This is a genomic window from Bacillus thermotolerans, from assembly GCF_000812025.2.
GTDB lineage: Bacteria > Bacillota > Bacilli > Bacillales > Domibacillaceae > Quasibacillus > Quasibacillus thermotolerans.
Genome location: NZ_JWJE02000048.1, coordinates 12,220 through 28,380, shown reverse-complemented (window position 1 = coordinate 28,380; position 16,161 = coordinate 12,220). Strand labels below are relative to the sequence as shown.

General features: G+C 44.9%; 16 protein-coding genes and 2 pseudogenes. 7 read left to right on the top strand and 11 right to left on the bottom strand.

Annotation, left to right across the window (positions count from 1 at the left end):
• Positions 1–396: 396 nt before the first annotated feature.
• Complete coding sequence (locus QY97_RS15175; protein ID WP_039236391.1) at positions 397–723, top strand: four-helix bundle copper-binding protein; 327 nt, start codon at positions 397–399, stop codon at positions 721–723.
• A gap of 215 nt (positions 724–938) precedes the next feature.
• Here the strand turns inward: QY97_RS15175 and QY97_RS19660 are convergent, their stop codons facing one another.
• Positions 939–1,532 carry a hypothetical protein gene (locus tag QY97_RS19660; protein ID WP_052728993.1) on the bottom strand — a complete coding sequence of 198 codons (594 nt, stop codon included), beginning with the start codon at positions 1,530–1,532 and terminating at the stop codon, positions 939–941.
• 419 nt (positions 1,533–1,951) lie between these two features.
• On the opposite strand from QY97_RS19660, the gene QY97_RS15165 reads away from it, so the two are divergent.
• On the top strand, positions 1,952–2,797 hold the full coding sequence (locus tag QY97_RS15165; protein WP_039236389.1) for an MBL fold metallo-hydrolase: 846 nt from the start codon (positions 1,952–1,954) through the stop codon (positions 2,795–2,797).
• Between the two features lie 127 nt (positions 2,798–2,924).
• A complete protein-coding gene (locus QY97_RS15160) occupies positions 2,925–3,617 on the top strand; it encodes an LbetaH domain-containing protein (protein WP_052725946.1) in 693 nt (230 codons plus the stop codon).
• A 68-nt stretch (positions 3,618–3,685) separates the two neighbouring features.
• Here QY97_RS15160 and QY97_RS15155 read toward each other — a convergent pair whose 3' ends face one another.
• Both QY97_RS15155 and QY97_RS15150 read right to left on the bottom strand, forming a co-directional pair.
• Positions 3,686–5,143: an aldehyde dehydrogenase family protein gene (locus QY97_RS15155; protein ID WP_039236387.1), complete on the bottom strand. Its 1,458-nt coding sequence runs from the start codon at positions 5,141–5,143 to the stop codon at positions 3,686–3,688.
• A 26-nt stretch (positions 5,144–5,169) separates the two neighbouring features.
• Entirely contained in the window at positions 5,170–6,168 is a 999-nt protein-coding gene (locus QY97_RS15150) for an SDR family oxidoreductase (protein ID WP_039236385.1), read from the bottom strand.
• Positions 6,169–6,343: 175 nt separating this feature from the next.
• Here QY97_RS15150 and QY97_RS15145 point away from each other — a divergent pair, with 175 nt between their 5' ends.
• Together QY97_RS15145 and QY97_RS15140 are read left to right on the top strand one after the other, a co-directional pair.
• Positions 6,344–6,541, top strand: a complete 198-nt coding sequence (locus QY97_RS15145; RefSeq protein WP_039236384.1) for a DUF421 domain-containing protein — start codon at positions 6,344–6,346, stop codon at positions 6,539–6,541.
• 62 nt (positions 6,542–6,603) lie between these two features.
• Positions 6,604–6,756, top strand: coding sequence for a hypothetical protein (locus QY97_RS15140; RefSeq protein ID WP_157761913.1), 153 nt, complete (start codon positions 6,604–6,606; stop codon positions 6,754–6,756).
• Positions 6,757–6,979: 223 nt separating this feature from the next.
• Here the strand turns inward: QY97_RS15140 and QY97_RS20070 are convergent.
• Positions 6,980–7,105: pseudogene (locus QY97_RS20070) on the bottom strand (class A beta-lactamase); the annotation flags it as partial.
• A 147-nt stretch (positions 7,106–7,252) separates the two neighbouring features.
• Between QY97_RS20070 and QY97_RS15135 the strand changes: the two are divergent.
• Positions 7,253–7,939, top strand: a complete 687-nt coding sequence (locus QY97_RS15135; RefSeq protein WP_039236380.1) for a Dph6-related ATP pyrophosphatase — start codon at positions 7,253–7,255, stop codon at positions 7,937–7,939.
• A 227-nt stretch (positions 7,940–8,166) separates the two neighbouring features.
• On the opposite strand, the gene QY97_RS15130 is transcribed toward QY97_RS15135, so the two are convergent.
• Together QY97_RS15130 and QY97_RS15125 are read right to left on the bottom strand one after the other, a co-directional pair.
• Positions 8,167–8,937 (bottom strand): class II aldolase/adducin family protein, encoded by a 771-nt coding sequence (locus QY97_RS15130; RefSeq protein ID WP_046128773.1) that lies wholly within the window; start codon positions 8,935–8,937, stop codon positions 8,167–8,169.
• 22 nt (positions 8,938–8,959) lie between these two features.
• On the bottom strand, positions 8,960–9,910 hold the full coding sequence (locus QY97_RS15125) for a D-2-hydroxyacid dehydrogenase (RefSeq protein WP_039236377.1): 951 nt from the start codon (positions 9,908–9,910) through the stop codon (positions 8,960–8,962).
• Between the two features lie 272 nt (positions 9,911–10,182).
• On the opposite strand from QY97_RS15125, the gene QY97_RS15120 reads away from it, so the two are divergent.
• Positions 10,183–11,577, top strand: a complete 1,395-nt coding sequence (locus tag QY97_RS15120; protein WP_039236374.1) for a sigma-54 interaction domain-containing protein — start codon at positions 10,183–10,185, stop codon at positions 11,575–11,577.
• An 80-nt stretch (positions 11,578–11,657) separates the two neighbouring features.
• On the opposite strand, the gene QY97_RS15115 is transcribed toward QY97_RS15120, so the two are convergent.
• The 5 genes and pseudogenes from QY97_RS15115 to QY97_RS15095 form a co-directional block, all read right to left on the bottom strand.
• The gene (locus QY97_RS15115) at positions 11,658–12,212 is read right to left on the bottom strand and encodes a DUF2179 domain-containing protein (RefSeq protein WP_039236371.1); all 555 of its coding nucleotides are present in this window, start codon (positions 12,210–12,212) and stop codon (positions 11,658–11,660) included.
• A 304-nt stretch (positions 12,213–12,516) separates the two neighbouring features.
• Positions 12,517–13,176: a phosphate signaling complex protein PhoU gene (gene phoU, locus QY97_RS15110; protein WP_039236368.1), complete on the bottom strand. Its 660-nt coding sequence runs from the start codon at positions 13,174–13,176 to the stop codon at positions 12,517–12,519.
• Between the two features lie 58 nt (positions 13,177–13,234).
• A pseudogene (pstB, locus tag QY97_RS15105) lies at positions 13,235–14,087 on the bottom strand (phosphate ABC transporter ATP-binding protein PstB).
• A gap of 219 nt (positions 14,088–14,306) precedes the next feature.
• Positions 14,307–14,954 carry a YkyA family protein gene (locus QY97_RS15100; protein ID WP_052728992.1) on the bottom strand — a complete coding sequence of 216 codons (648 nt, stop codon included), beginning with the start codon at positions 14,952–14,954 and terminating at the stop codon, positions 14,307–14,309.
• Entirely contained in the window at positions 14,951–15,889 is a 939-nt protein-coding gene (locus tag QY97_RS15095) for a polysaccharide deacetylase family protein (protein ID WP_232506327.1), read from the bottom strand. The genes QY97_RS15100 and QY97_RS15095 overlap by 4 nt, the downstream gene beginning before the upstream one ends.
• Positions 15,890–16,161 lie beyond the last annotated feature (272 nt).

The window sequence follows — 16,161 nt, the reverse complement described above, 5'->3', positions numbered from 1 at the left end:
CCGGCTTCTTCAAGAAGAGCTGGCCACGGCTTAAGATTTCCGTGTCTCATACACCGCTGGAACGGCGGGGTGTGCCTGCCGATGCTGCGGCGTCGGGTACTGTTTTTTAACAGTAATGGAGGGACAGTAAGCCCTGGGAACAGCCAGGCAAGTCCTGATGAAGCAGGAATTCTACGACGACAAGTCTTAGGGTTTTACTGCCCGAAAGGGCAATAGAATCCCGCGACTTTAGTCGTGGGAGGTTCAAAGGAATCACCACTTTTTCATTTGCTGTCTACATCATATCGAATAATGGGCTATTTTTTGTGCAGTTTTTAAGGAGTTTTCACTAAAACGTTAAAAGAAAAAGCTCAGTGGGTAGACTTTAAATGAAGAACCTATAAGGAGGAATCATGTATGAATGCAACCTATGAAGAATGTATAAAAACGTGTCTCGAGTGCATGGAGGCCTGCAATGTATGTTATGATGCGTGCCTGAAAGAAGAGGATGTAAAGATGATGGCTGACTGTATCCGCTTGGACAGAGAATGTGCAGACATTTGTGCGTTTGCCGCAAAAGCGATGCAAACGGACAGCCCATTTACTAAACAAATTTGCCAGCTATGCGCCGATATGTGCGAGGCGTGCGGAAATGAGTGCAAAAAGCATGACCACGACCATTGCCAACAGTGTGCTGAAGCGTGCTTCCGCTGCGCCGAACATTGCCGGAAAATGGCCTCTTAATAACCGGGGAAAGAACCCGTTATACAGGAACGGAATGGACTTCATAGAGTGGAATAAATAAAGAACGTCTTTAAGCAGCCAGTCACCGGTACAATATCGGCAACTGGCTGCTTAACGTGTGTTGATCTCTTACTTACAGAGTTCAGCCTCAACCCAAAGGAACCCATTCAATTGAATGGGTTCCAGATTTAAGTACAAGAAGCTTCATTATGATCCTATTTATCGTCACCTTTCTTTTTGTCTTTATTTTTGTCTTTATAATCGTTAGTTGATTTATCTTCTTTAAATCCATAATCATCAGATTCCATGGATTCCATAAAGTCAAAAATCTTTTTAAGTTTATCAAATTTCTTAGAGCCATAATCCTTCTCGTATTCATCAGATTTCTTCGAATCATAACCCTTTTTGTATCCGTCTGGTTTCTTCGAATCGTCATCCTTTTTGTATCCGTCTGGTTTCTTCGAATCGTCATCCTTTTTGTATCCGTCTGGCTTCTTCGAGTCATCGTCCTTTTTGTATTCACCAGGCTTCTTGGAGTCATCATCCTTTTTATATTCGTCTGGTTTCTTCGAATCCGGATCCTTTTTATATCCATCAGGTTTCTTCGGGTCGGGATCCTTTTTATATCCATCAGATTTCTTCGGGTCGGGATCTTTTTTATATTCACCAGGCTTCTTGGAGTCGTCACACGTTTTGTATTTACCTGGTTTCTTGGAGTCGTAATCTTTTCTACATTCATTAGACTTCATCAATTCCTCTTCAGTTGATCCAGGACGACAATTTTTACCTTGTTCCTCTTTTTTGCTCATTGAATCATCCTTTCTTTCCTCTCTTCTCTGTAGAAAAGCAGCAAATTCTCTACACGAATAGGTATGTTGAATTATTACTTTTTATGGTATCAGTGGAATTTATTTCTACTTTTAGTAGTTCCTGTTTATTAGGAAAGTCTCAGATTTGCTTCTTTCTAAAAAAGTCCATACTGGCAGAAAATCACAGCCAGCATCGCCCCATATTGGTGGAAAGCCAGAGTTGTCGAATACCCTTTAAATGGAATATCACAGCCTGGTCATCATTCAAGCCACCCACCATGCGGCTTTGTATCCATGTCCAAATGTAGTTTCCTTTTTAGACACCTTCAACGTACCTCTACATAAGGCAAAAAGCTCAATGTTTTTTGAATTGGGGACATACTAACGTTGGGCATTAAGTAACTGAAGGAGGACACACGATGGATAAAGAAATGAATTATGGAAGTGATTATAAATTTATTCCTGCCTCTTCAATCGGAAGCGGTATGGGGATTGAAGTATTGCCTGATTTATTTTGTCACACTGTCCAAATCGTCAACATTTGTCTAGTCGGAGACCCGGAAAGCAATGATTTCGTTTTAGTAGATGCCGGGATGCCTAAGTCTGCGAATGAAATTATTTCTACCGCTGAAAAGCGGTTTAGCGCAAACAGCCGGCCGAAAGCGATCATTTTAACTCACGGCCACTTTGATCATGTGGGCGGGTTGATTGAACTAATCAAGCATTGGGACGTTCCGGTTTATGCTCATCAAATGGAAATGCCTTTTTTGACAGGCCAGAAAAGCTACCCGGAACCGGATCCTACGGTTGAAGGCGGCATGGTAGCGAAGATGTCTCCTATGTTCCCTAACGAACCGATAGACTTAGGAAACAACGTACAAGCGCTGCCTTCTGATGGAACGGTTCCCCATATGCCAGGGTTTAAATGGATTCATACCCCAGGACATGCGCCAGGTCACGTTTCATTATTCAGGGAAAAAGACCGGGCGTTAATCGCTGGAGATGCCTTCGTTACAGTCAAACAGGAATACCTATATAAGGTGCTCACTCAGGAACAGGAAATCAGTGGACCGCCCCGCTATTTAACAACAGACTGGAAAGCTGCCAAAGAATCGGTCATGAAACTAGACGCGCTGAACCCTGCCGTCGCCGTTACTGGTCACGGATTGCCCATGTCTGGCGACTTACTGACGACAAGCCTAAAAAAACTCGTTAACGAATTTGACCAGATCGCTGTGCCTGATTACGGAAAATATATAAATTAAACTGTCAAGCCCGTTACCTATATTGGTTAACGGGCTTTTTATTGAAAGTTTAATTCCACGCATAGAAAAGCAGGTCCTCTCATAAAGATCATAATGGTGTCATTATCATAATTGGGAGGGATGACGAGTGAACGGCAACCCCTATCCATATAAAGAAAACCAACCCCATAAGGGTTCAGGGAATAGGCCTGCGTTTAAGCGGCCAGGTATCTACCCTCTAAAGCAGATCATTCACTATAACCCGCCTGTTCGAGAAGTACCGCGTGCGCAATACCCAAGAATCAGTTCAAAAGCAGTGATGGGGCCGAATTCGTATGTATTTGGAGACGTATATGTCGATGACGATGTAACGATTGGCTGGAATAACCTGATTCGGGCCGATTCCTCCTCCCCGTATTACATCGGCAAGAAAACGAACGTGCAGGACTTTGTTTTAATCCACTGCCACCCGGGGCAGCACATTGAAGTAAACGGAAAGAAATATGGGGTGTATATTAGCGACGAGGTAAGCATTCTTCACCATGCACAGCCGCATGGCCCATTATTTGTAGGGCGAAACACCTTCATTGGCCAAGGAGTTTCCATTTATGGCGCAACTATTGGCAGCAACTGCGTGATTATGCATGGGGCTACCATTGCCGATCATGTCAACATCAAGGATGGGCGTTTTGTTGCACCCGGACAATCGGTCTGGAAGCAGGAAGAAGCGGATCAATTACCGCCTGTTCCATCTAAATTTAAACATCTTAACCAGGAAATTGTTGACCATTATTACCGTTTAGGAAAGTCATACAGAAAAAATACTCAACTATTTATTTAGATGAAAAAGGTGTCTGTCCCCCGCTGCGTTCATCCGTTCACGCAGCTGGAGGCAGGCACCTTTTTTGTTTATGAGCCAAATGGATATTCTCTTTCTTCCGTTTGAACAGAAATCCATTTGGTCGTTGTGAATTCATGAAGGGCCCATTCCCCTCCGTAGCGGCCTAATCCGGAAGCCTTTTCACCTCCGAAAGCGACGATTGGCTCGTCATTCACGCCTTGGTCATTGACATGGATCATCCCTGTGACAATTTGTTTAGATACCTCCACCCCATGTTCAATCGACCCGGCATGCACAGCGCCGCTCAATCCATATTCACTGTCATTGGCCACCTTGATTGCTTCCTCTTCATCCTCTACCACAATCACGCCTACCGCAGGTCCAAAGATTTCTTCCTGGGCAATGGGCATGTCATTCGTGACGTCGGTGAGAACGGTCGGCGCAAATACATTCCCCTCTACCTCACCCTGCAAAGCATATTTCGCCCCTTGCTGGATGCTGCGATCAATTAAATCCTGAATGCGATCCACCTGTTTATGATTAATTAACGGGCCCACCACCACATCTTCATCAGCAGGGTTTCCATATTTAATTCTCGAAGCCTTTTCCACCAGTTTAGTGAGGAACTCTTCATAGACGGGGCGTTCCACTATAATCCGGTTTAACGACATACAGATTTGACCGGCGTTCAGGAACTTGCCGAATGCCGCAGAGTTAGCCGCTCTTTCTACATCTGCATCCTTCAATACAATCATGGCATTATTGCCGCCCAATTCTAATGCAACACGCTTGAGATGCCGGCCGCAAAGCTCCCCGATATGTCTTCCAACAGGGGTGGATCCTGTGAAGGAGATAATTTGCGGGATCGGATGCTCCACAAACGCATCCTTAATTTCAGAAGAGCTGCAAACCGTAATATTCAATAACCCTTTAGGGATGCCGGCATCCTCAAACAACTTCCCCATGAAAAGGCCGCCTGAAATCATCGTCTGCATATCCGGCTTGATGACCACTCCGTTGCCAGCAGCTAAAGCCGGCGCAAGAGAACGCATCGTTAAGTGGAACGGAAAATTAAATGGACTGATGATCCCTACGACTCCTGCAGGGTTGTGATAGACGCGGTTTTCTTTCCCTGGAATCACAGACGGCATAATTTGGCCATGCATGCGAAGCGGGAACGTGGAAGCTTCCTTCATAATCCCGATGGCCGCTTCAGCTTCTAGGTTCGCCTTAATGTGTGAGGCTCCGTTTTCCGCTATTAAAATTTGGACTAATTCCTCCTTGCGCTCCTTCACCAATTCAACGGCCTTTTCCATAATCGCTACCTTTTGATAGGCGTTGACTTGCTCCCACTCTTTTTGAGCTTTCTTAGCTGATTGATACGCTTCATCAATATCCGCTGTATTCGCTAACCGGATGGTCGCTAGCGTCTCTTCATTGAAAGGGTTTTTATCTTCATATATTCTCTCGCCGTTTCCCTCTCTCCATTGCCCTCCAATAAACTGCTTATCCCATTGTTTATACATGTGACATTCTCCTTTCTGCCATAAAGTTATCTTCTTCGTCTAGCTGAAGCCCACCAGGCGATGGCGCCGGCTGCGGCCACGCTTGTAAGGATTGGGTGCTTGGCCGCTTTCACGTACATACTTCCGGACCGGATCCAGCCAACGTTCGTTCCTCTCTCATGCATGCCATAGCCTGCGTGATACAGGGCACTTGCTTCAGGCGGGTTAGAAGGCCTGTCAGCATGCTGGGTTGGATACATGATGACCTCCATCAACTTATCCGTCAGGCGCGGCACAAGCGCTCCAAGAAGCTGCAGGGCTTTAGCCTGCGAACCGATATACATGTCCCTTTTCGGGTTTTCCGCCGCATAAAGGATAGCTTCCGCTACCGCTTCAGGCGGGTAAATCATTCCTCTATGGGCCGGTTGCTGATCTAGATAGCTTCTGGCGTGCTCATTGTAAGGCGTGTCGATTCGCCCAGGGTGAATCAGCGTAACGGAAACAGGCACTTTTTCCCTTTCCAGCTCCATTCGGATGCTTTCCGTCCAGCCATGCACCGCAAATTTAGCCGCCGCGTAAGTGGATTGGATGACGGTTCCTCTGTCTCCAAACAGACTTCCTACATTGATCAGGGCGCCAGGAATCGTCCTGTTCTTGAAATGGTTAACAGCGGCTTTCGTTCCGTACACGACGCCCCAAAAGTTCGTCTCAAACATGCGCTGGATGTCTTCGTTGCTCACCTCCATCGCATGCCCGTAGATGGATACGCCCGCGTTATTCACCCACGTATCAAATCCCCCGAATTCCTTAATCGCCGTTTCAGCGATCCGGTTCACATCTTCTTCACGGCCCACGTCCGCTTTCACATAGATAGCTGAGTGGCCCTTTCCCTTCAGCTCATTCACTAATTCCTTTAACGCTGCTTCATTTCTCGCCGCTGCTACTACTTTCGCTCCCTGTGAAGCAGCCATTCGTGCGGTCACAAGACCAATCCCGCTCGAGGCCCCTGTAATGACGATGACTTGATCGCTTAATTTTTTTAACAATGTCCTTTCACCTCATCCAATTCTTTAATAAATCAAACACAAAAAGAGAGAAGCCTTTTATAGCTTCTCTCTTTTTCATACTTCTATGTTGTTCCTTATTCTTGCTCACCTATTTTGAACTTGTTTAAATATCTGATGTTTAGTCCACCCTTATACCGTTAGGAGGTTGATTCTAGTGCAATGGTTTACAGATTATTTGTGGACGCCTTTTGTGGTATTTGCGCTAGGATACTTATTAGTTCAAATATCCGGAAAAAGATCTGTTGCCCAAATGGATAGCTTCGATCTTATCTTTATTATGTTTATAGGCACAACTATTTCCGAGCCCATTGTTTCTAAAAACAACTGGGAAGCGCCCTTTGCAGCCAAGTGACCTTAATATACAGTCATCCACCACAACTTAAATTTATTGAAAAAGATTCGGACTGGCTGTTTATGCAAATGCAGGCGCACAATTTAAGTAAAAAGGATCTCGGTTCTATTACTCTCGCCGCTTACAACCAGCAAGGAATGGTGGAGTTTGATACAACCAGTGAAAAAGAGAAGAATAAAGAGGTCTACAACTATAAACCAGGAAATGAGAATTAAGACTTCCTGTTTCTGTTAAACACGATGATTTATAAACCAGCAAACGGAAATCCCATCTGTATTGTTCAAGTAATGGGCACACGTTATGGTTAACCAGGATTCGATAAAAGAAAGAAGCGGATGGCTGTACATGAAATCATGCAAAGCCATCCGTTATGACTAGTTAAGATCGAAGCTTTCCCCCACGTTGCCCTACCGATGAATCTTTTAATCAGCCTCTCATTTACTCGAGAGCGTTAAGTGTGATCTTAGCGGCCTGTGCAATCAGCTCATCATCATACGCCGCATCCTCCGTATGATGTCTAGACAAGACCGCCATGACAATTGGCTTTCGATTTGGCGGCCAAACTCTGCCAGGATTCAATAATAGCCTATCTGTAAGGTCCAATTATGATAAAATCAAACCAATTAAGTTATGAATCTCATATACGAAATATAATAGTAGCTCATAATAAAAATTGTTAGAAAGCCATTAAAATAAAGGGGAAGGATATAAATGGTCGAATTAAGGGATTGGAAAACTAGTGCTTGTGGGCAAAAATTTATAGCTTCTTTTAGCGGAGGAAAGGACAGTAGCTTAGCTCTATATAAAGCTATGATGGTTGGAGAAGCGGTTGGACTAATCGTCATGCTAGAGGAAGAAGGGAAACGTTCTAGATCTCATGGAATGCCTCCGGAACTCATACATGCCCAAGCTAAATCTATAGGTTTGCCCGTATATACTGCAGCTGCAAGTTGGACAGATTATGAAAAAATATTTATAGGTCTTTTAGAAAAGGCTAAAAATCAAGGAGCAGATGTGTTAGTAACCGGAGACTTAGATATGCCTGCACACGGCTGTTGGCATGAAAAGGTGACGAAGTATGCAGGGTTAAAGCTTGGGATGCCCTTATGGCAAATGAACCATCATGATGTTGTGAAAGAGTTCATCGATTTAGGATTTGTAACGATAATTGTAACTGTAAATTTATCACTTGGAATGCGAGAGGACGATTTAGGGAGAACGTTAACTCATGAATACGTGAAGGAGCTCGAAGCACGTGGTATTGATCCCTGCGGAGAAGGTGGAGAGTTCCATACAACAGCGCTAGATGGTCCCATCTTTAAACATCCTATTTCAGTGCGTAAATGTGAGGTTTATAAGGACGGAGAATATGCCTTTTTACCATTGGAGCTAGATTAGTAACTTAATAAATATAGCTGTATGTTTTAATCATATCGGAGCTTTCCCCGTATTATCTAAGTACTTTATAAATCTCTTAAATGGTTCTATCACTCCAAAGTTTTTATCAAGCAAAATTCAAAAAGCTGGTTTCCCATTTGAAACCAGCTTGAACATGTAATTATCCCATTAAAACATCGTTTGCTGAAGAGCGGATTTCAATTTCTTTTGTAAGGCTCTCTATCCAACTACCCAAGAAAATCCGGCTCTTCTCTTAAAACCTCATCGTATAATGGTTGGAAGTTCCCTTTTCCTGCGACTGGCAGGCCAATTTGTTTCGCTGTCAGCTCCGCGTGCTCTTTCTCAATGAGAATGGGACTTCCAATTTGCTCCGCCATGATTTGCGTCTTGCAGGCCTCTTCCATGGATACGAACCACCAAACCGCTTCCTCTACCGTTTGTCCGACTGTTAACAGCCCGTGGTTTTGCAGGATAACGGCTTTGTAGTTACCGAGCGCCTCAGCAATGCGCTTGCCTTCCTCTAGTTCATAGACGACACCGGTAAAGTCATTAAAGAGCCCGTGATCGTTATAAAAGGCACAGCTGTCCTGGGTGATCGGGTCAAGCAGCCGGCCGGTTGTCGACCATACCTTTCCATAAGGAGAGTGGGAATGAGCAGCCGCTGCGGCATCCGGTCTCGCTTGGTGGATTTGGGAATGGATCGCAAAAGCGGCCCGGTTAATCGGCTTCTTCCCTTCCACTATCCTTCCTTCGTGATTCACTAAGATTAAATCAGACACTTTGATTTGACTAAAGCTCGTCATAAACGTATTCACCCAAAAATGATCGGTAAACTCCGGATCACGGACGGTAATGTGACCCGCAACGCCTAAATTCAGCCCCCGGCGAGCTAAAATCCGAAACGAGGCAGCCAGCCGCTGCTTGCGGTAAAGGCGCTCCTCTTCATAATTTTTAAATGTTTGTTTGATGTCTATTTCTTCTGTATAGTCCTTAGCCATTATGATCTCTCCTTTTTATTTATTAATATCCTCTTGCTAGATCAATGTAATAAGGCGGTCGTTCGTTGCGCTTGTAGGCTTCCCAGTTGAGTGCGACCTTGTCAATTGCCCGGTCGAAAAACCGCTCCGTCACTGCGGCTACGTGTGGGGTAAGAATCAGGTTCTCGACCTCCCACAGCGGGTGATCCGCCGGCAAAGGCTCAGGATCGGTAACATCAATCGCCGCTCCTTTGATATCGCCGGCACGCAAGCTTTCGATCAGCTCCTCTGTGTGAATCAATGTCCCGCGGCCCACGTTAATGAGATAGGCACTGTCCTTCATCGCCTGGAATTCTTTCTTGCCGAAACAGCGGTACGTTTCCTCTGTGGCCGGAAGCAAAAGAACGACAAAGTCGCTTTTCTTCAATACCTCCAGCTTCTGATCCATCGTATACATGTCATCGAAGTGATGCTTCCTTTTCCCGCTCGTATTCACCCCAATGACGTTCATCCCTAGAAATTTACAGCGCTCCGCAATGACTTGGCCAATTTTTCCGGCACCGAAAATCGCCACCGTTTTTCCGTATATCTCTCCATCCAGCTCTCGCCGGTTCCACTCTCTCACCGTTTGGGACTTTTTATATTTAGGAATTGCTCTCGTAAAATAAAGCAGCATGCTGAGCACGTATTCGGACAGCGGAATACTATGAAAATCTTGAATGTTTGTCAGCAGGATCCCCCGCTTCTGCAGTTCCTTCATCGGAATCAGTTCCACTCCTGACTGAAACACTTGAATCCATTTCAAGGATGTCATTAAATCAAGCGTGTCCGCATTCACTTGCTTTCCGTAAGTAATCAGGATTTCAATTTGATCAATAGGCACCCGTTCATTCAGTATATCCCGCTCGACCAGGACCTCCATCGGATGCACCAAGTCCGCTATTCTCTTTACATACTTTTCATCTATTTCATGCGGCAGCGAAATTAATAGCACTTGTCTCACCCTTTACTCATTTGAATACGGCATTCACCCCTTCAAAATGAATGCTCACTGTCTTTTTGCAAATCCCATGCCATGTCCCGTAATAGAAATCCTTTCTTTTTAGAGGTATACCGGCTCAAAAAAGGAGAAATTTGGCGCATTCTCCTCCTTTCTGATCCGTTTTTAGATCATATTTTTATAAATGGATCATTTCACTCCTTGGATTCTTCTGTTATGATCTGTTTATGAATCAAAAATAAGGAAGAAAGGCGGGTGAAGACGGCATGGAAATGGCAAATGAAGATGTTTTTCGTATTTTAGATGCTGTACATGATGGGTTTTATATTACAGATGCCAACGGAACGACCGTTTGGGTAAGCAAAACAAGCTGTGAGATGTTAAACAAGACACGGGAGGAGTTAATAGGAAGAAATGTGTGGGATCTTGAGAAGGAAGGATTGTTCTCCCCTTCTGTCAACCGGCTCGTTCTGCAAAAGAAGGAGAATATTTCCGTTATCCAAACGATTAAAGGCCACCATCAGAAATGGCTTGTGAGCGGGTATATCGTCGAGGATGAAAGCGGCGGCATTAAATGGGTGATTACCCACGGAAGAAGCATTACGCAAGATCTGCTTTCCACCACCCAGCACGCCGAGGTAGAATCCATTCTTAACCGGTACGTGCAGGAACTGAGACACCTGCAGCTCAAAAAAGAAAAAAAGGAGAAGACCCACCAGCTGATCGGAGACACTCCTGCCTTTAAAAAGCTCATTGAACAAGCAGAAAAAATCGCCTTATCTGATGCATCCGTGTTACTCACCGGCGAAACGGGCTCCGGGAAAAATGTGTTCGCCAGCTATATTCATAAATTAAGCGAGCGGCATGGCGGTTCTTTCATCCAAGTGAATTGCGGCGCGATCCCCGAAAGCCTCTTTGAATCAGAGCTGTTCGGCTACAAAAAAGGGGCCTTTACCGGTGCATCCGGAAAGGGAAAGATTGGATTAGTCAAGGTCGCAGAAGGCGGAACTCTGTTTTTAGATGAGATCGGGGAGCTGCCCCTGCACCTTCAAGTAAAGATTTTGCAGCTCATTCAAGATAAGACCTATTTGCCGATTGGGGAGGTGTACCTTCACAGTGCTGATGTACGTATTATTGCGGCTACCAACCGGAACCTATTGGAGCTTGTAGAGAAAAACCAATTTCGAGCCGACTTGTTTTACCGGTTAAATGTACTATCGATGAACATTCCTGCCTTGCGGGAGCGGCCGGATGATATCTTTCGATTGATTCAGCACTACATGGACATATATAACGAGAAATACAAAACCAATAAAACGCTGTCAAGAGAAGCCCTCACTGCTTTGCAGGCTTATTCGTGGCCGGGGAATATACGGGAGCTGGCCAATACAGTTGAGCGCATCATGATCATGTCAGACCAGGACCAGATTGAACGGGAGGAGCTGCCTGAAAGCATTCAAGCAAGTAATAAGCTTTCAAGCTTTATCCAGCCAGCCGCCAAACAGAACCTGCCGCTTCGGGAATACTTGGACGAAGTGGAGAAGGAATTTATCCTTCACAAGCTGAAGCAGGCCAAGACAACACGGGAAGCAGCGAAATTAGCGGGAATCCCCCAGTCTACGTTAATGAGAAAGATCCAAAAACACGGGCTGAATAAATAATAAAAAAACAAGCGGTCTCAAGGAACGGGCTTTGAGACCGCTTGTTTTGCTTTTTCTCCGCTGATAGACGGCTTTTTCGCTTATTCCGCTTTCGCTGTCACCTTTTTCTCCTTCTTCCTCTTTCTTTTTTTCATCGCCTTTAACAAATAGCCGCCTTTGAATTTTCGTGGTTCATAAGAAATAATGAACGCCTGCGGCTCAAATTCTTCGATCAATTCATACAAGCCCTCTTCCTGATTTCGTTTCGTTAACACCTCTAGTTTATACCGGATACTGTCCCGGCCTTCCCCGCCGAATACAGTCACCCCGTATCCTTCCTCCCTTAATTGATCGATGAGCGGCTGGTTTTTAGAAGGAAGATTCACTTGAATCGTCGTATATCCGATGGCCAAGTGCTCTTCAATCGCTGTGCCTATTAAGATGCCTGCCCCAAAGCCGACCGCGTAAACGAACATGCTCATGAAGCTCTGTTCGCCGTTGAATACAAGAGACAGGCCGAATACATAGATTAACGATTCTAGAAATCCTAACATCGCAGCCTGCATCCGCAGCTGCTTGACAAGAAAAATAGTGCGGATCGCGAAACAAGGAACGTACAAGAGCTGTAAAAGGAGAATCAATAGGATGCTTTTCACAGTGCGACTCCTCTTTTCATTTATTGGCCAGTGGATGGTTATCACCAATCCATGGATGAGCGAGCCTTCCCTTCCTTTAGAGCTAGCCTACATAATAATATATGGCGCATGCATATTCGTCAGCACCATAGATGGGATAAACACGAAAAGCACAGCCTTATGATACATGCTGTAAGGCAGCTTGTTTTTTGTTAATCATTTCTTCTAAGAAGGAAGACCAGAACCCTTATAGCCACCCATACAAAAAACCAGCTAAAGATGATTCTAGCTGGCCTTCGATCGTATTTAAACTGAACGGCTTTTCCTAGCTATTGAGGTCATACCTTTTGCCGGTAACTAAATAGTACACGTTTTCGGCAATATTGGTACAGTGGTCCGCGCCTCTTTCTAAAAAGCGGCAAACAAAAGCAAACTGGGTGACTTGTGGAAGTGTGTCCGGACGGGTTTGATTGAGGGAGAGGTAGCTTCTGATCGTTTCTCCGTACAGGTCGTCCACCCTGTCATCCATTTCCGCCACTCTTCTAGCCTTTTCAATATCTTCCTCCTGAAATGCCCCCAGCGACAAAGTCAGCATTTCCTCCAGCATGCGGTGCATCTCTCGAATGTTGTCGAGAGACTGGATATGAGGCTCATCCCCAATCCGGATCGTGGACTTCGCGATATTGACCGCGTAATCTGCAATCCTTTCGACAGCCGTTGCGATTTTAATCACTCCGATAATTCGGCGCAAATCCGATGCGACGGGCTGCTGCTGGGCGATACACCAAACCGCCATATCGTTGATTTCTTCCTCCAGCATATTCGCTCTTGCGTCATCTTCCATCACTTCTAAAGCCAGCTCTACGTTTTGTGTTTCCAAGGCTTCCATGGAACGGCGCAATGCCTGTTGAGTGAACCCGCCCAGTTCCATTAGCTTGTCCTGAAGATTATTTAATTGAACGGCAAAGTTTTTTCGAATCGTCATCCTTACATCCCCCTCTTCCTTGTACCTCGAGCCGAGTATATGTGCATCCATTAACCAATCAGCCGAATCTTCCCGTGATATAATCTTCTGTTCTCCGGTCATCCGGTTTGGAAAACAGTTTGCCGGTATCCGAGAACTCGATCACTTCTCCATTGAGAAAGAAGGCGGTCTTATCAGAGATCCGGGCGGCCTGCTGCATGTTGTGTGACGATAATAATGCTGTAATCTTTTTTTAAGTTTTGCATTAATTCTTCCACCTTCAGCGTAGACACCGGGTCGAGTGCAGAGGTCGGTTCATCCATTAAAATCACATCAGGCTCAATGGCTAGGCAGCGGGCAATACAAAGCCTCTGATGCTGACCGCCAGACAGCCCGTACGCATTCTCATTCAAACGGTCTTTGACCTCATCCCAAAGCGCTGCCCCTCTTAAGCTTTTTTCCGCCATGTAATTGAGAGTCTTTTTGTCGCGGATCCCGTGAACCCTGGCGCCGTATACGACGTTCTCATACACGGATTTAGGAAACGGATTGGGCTTTTGAAAGACCATTCCCACCTTCGTTCGCAGTTCTTCCACCCTGTAGGCATCATCCAAAATGTCTTTCCCTCTGTAGGAAATCTCCCCGGATGTTCTGGCCCCCTGTACAAGCTCAATCATTCGGTTCAATGTCTTAATATACGTGGATTTCCCGCAGCCTGAAGGACCAATAATAGCTGTCACGTCATTTTCCATAATATCAAGATGAATGTTTTTCAAAGCATGATGATTCCCATACCATAGATTTAAATCCCTCGTCCTGTACACGACATTCTTATGTCGTTGGTCCGATGATCGTGCCTGCTTTATCGTCTCTGGTCGCTTCGTTCTCTGTTCTTCCTTTCCCCGCCGTTTTACCGCCGTTGTCTCGGCCATTATATACCTCCTTTTCTAAATTATAAGAAAATTTAATACGGGTTGGCAATTGAATACCGCCAAATGAATAGCGATCTCAGTATAAACGTTCCCGAAGCTGAGGGAGTGAAACACTTCCACAATACAAAAAGACCGTCGGTACATAATAATACCGGCGGCCTTCTTACAAGTTCCCCGAACGCAACAGCCTATGCTTGTTCAAAATATCACGATAACGTATTAGGCTTTCCCCTGATTCATTTCATAATAGCCTTTCTCTACTTCCACATACTGCTTTGTGTACTGGTTAAATTCCTGCATAATCTCGCCCATTTCCTGGCTGCGTTTGTTCATCTCATCAACCTGTTCATCAAGGGTTTCGATGCTGAGCTTTCCGTCTGCAAGATGTTGATAAAACGACTTCTGTAATGCCAGGTTTTCATGGTAATCTTCAAAAAAGGCATCCATCAGCTCTTTTCGTTTGTTCATAATTGTGAGCAGTTTTGATGCTTGATTCTTTTGATGTTCATCTTGAATCCTTTTGATATTCTTCTCCATCTTCACTGACTTCTCGTAAGCCTTTTGGAAGTTTTCTTTCGCTTCTTCTAATAACTTCTGTTGTTTTTCCGTGTAGGTGTTGGCTTCCTCTATCTTTTCGTGAATAACGTCCTCATCATGGATGTCAAGGTCAATGAGGTCCATGTATACGAGCTGCGCCTTTTTTCTAGCTTCATATAGTTCTAGTTGATTCGCGACAAAATGCTGTTCAAACTCTGCAGATTCCTTTACTGCTTCGTGTATTTTGGCCGCCTGCTTTTCATCAGAATGACAGCCCGTGAGAAACACAGCAACACTTAACATAACCGCAAATGCTAGCAGTCTATTCAATCAACCTCACCCCCTGCCGCTACGCCAGAGGCCGGATAGCAGCGCCCATCACATGAGAAGGTTAATGGTGGCAGATCGCTAGTCAATACCTTCGTTTTATAGCCTTCTTTCTTAATATACGATAGTAAGTCTGGTAAATACTTTATGGTCTCCGGCTTATCATGAAGAAGGACAACGGGAGTTTTTCCTTCCTGCTCCTTCTTCTCTATTTTTTCAATCGTGTGCTGAACATAGCGTTCATCTCTTAATTCCCAGTCAAGACTGTCTACATTCCAATCCCAAACGATAAAGTCATTCTGATCCAGTATGTAGCGCATGTCTTCCGTTAAATACGGAATACTTCCATAAGGCAGACGGATAAGGTCCGAACGTACCCCTGTTACGTCCTCCAAAACTTTCTGATTCTCTATCATTTCTTCTGATGGAGCAGATGGACTGCTGTAAAGCTTTCCTGCATCGTGTGTCATGCTGTGAAGGGCAAGTCCAAAACCTTCCTCATGCATGCGGTTTACCACTTCAGGATATTCTTCTATCCTTGGGCCCACCATGAAAAAGGTGGCTTTCATTTCATACTCGTCTAAGAGGTCTAGTAATTGGTCTGAAACATTGGTTGGCCCATCATCAAACGTAAGGTAAATCGCATGCTCCTCTTGATCTATCTTATTTTGCCTGGCCACCTCTTTTTCTCGGGCAGCTTCTCTTTCTTCGCTTTCCTTTTCAATAATCGATTGGCTTAACGTGGAATCAGCAAAAGCTGCCACTGGCTCTGAAGAAAACGACAGCACGTCCAGTGAATTCTCTATGTTAAAGTCCCCTTCGTTTATTGCTTTCTTTTCGTCATGACCGGCCAATCCGGATAATAGTACAATCATGATGGTTAAAAGAATGGAAACCGCAATTTTCCCCCTCGTATTTAGCCTCTTGCGCCTGCGCACTCTCTGATCCTCCCTATTGCTAGTCTTATATATTTCTACAAAATTTGCATTAAAGGTGTCATGATATCGTTCTGCTGCTAAGTTTTGCATTCAAACGATTCCATCCTACTACCTAACATACCATAACTATAGACCCATTTGAAGAAAATATTGGTAATAAAGGTTAGATTTTCTTTCGATCTTCGGCTGGCGCAGGCCTGCTCAAAATAAACAGCCAGCCACCGGTACAATACCGGCAACTATAGGCTTGCTGGCAAGAATGCCGCCCGTCA

Bases quoted from the DNA above. Each gene is read 5' to 3' on its own strand.
- phoU (WP_039236368.1), bottom strand. From the start codon at position 13,176: ATGACGATTCGAAAAAACTTTGCCGTTCAATTAAATAATCTTCAGGAC.
- QY97_RS15175 (WP_039236391.1), top strand. From the start codon at position 397: ATGAATGCAACCTATGAAGAATGTATAAAAACGTGTCTCGAGTGCATG.
- QY97_RS15140 (WP_157761913.1), top strand. From the start codon at position 6,604: ATGCAAATGCAGGCGCACAATTTAAGTAAAAAGGATCTCGGTTCTATT.
- QY97_RS15135 (WP_039236380.1), top strand. From the start codon at position 7,253: ATGGTCGAATTAAGGGATTGGAAAACTAGTGCTTGTGGGCAAAAATTT.
- QY97_RS15130 (WP_046128773.1), bottom strand. From the start codon at position 8,937: ATGGCTAAGGACTATACAGAAGAAATAGACATCAAACAAACATTTAAA.
- QY97_RS15165 (WP_039236389.1), top strand. From the start codon at position 1,952: ATGGATAAAGAAATGAATTATGGAAGTGATTATAAATTTATTCCTGCC.
- QY97_RS15155 (WP_039236387.1), bottom strand. From the start codon at position 5,143: ATGTATAAACAATGGGATAAGCAGTTTATTGGAGGGCAATGGAGAGAG.
- QY97_RS15120 (WP_039236374.1), top strand. From the start codon at position 10,183: ATGGAAATGGCAAATGAAGATGTTTTTCGTATTTTAGATGCTGTACAT.
- QY97_RS19660 (WP_052728993.1), bottom strand. From the start codon at position 1,532: ATGAGCAAAAAAGAGGAACAAGGTAAAAATTGTCGTCCTGGATCAACT.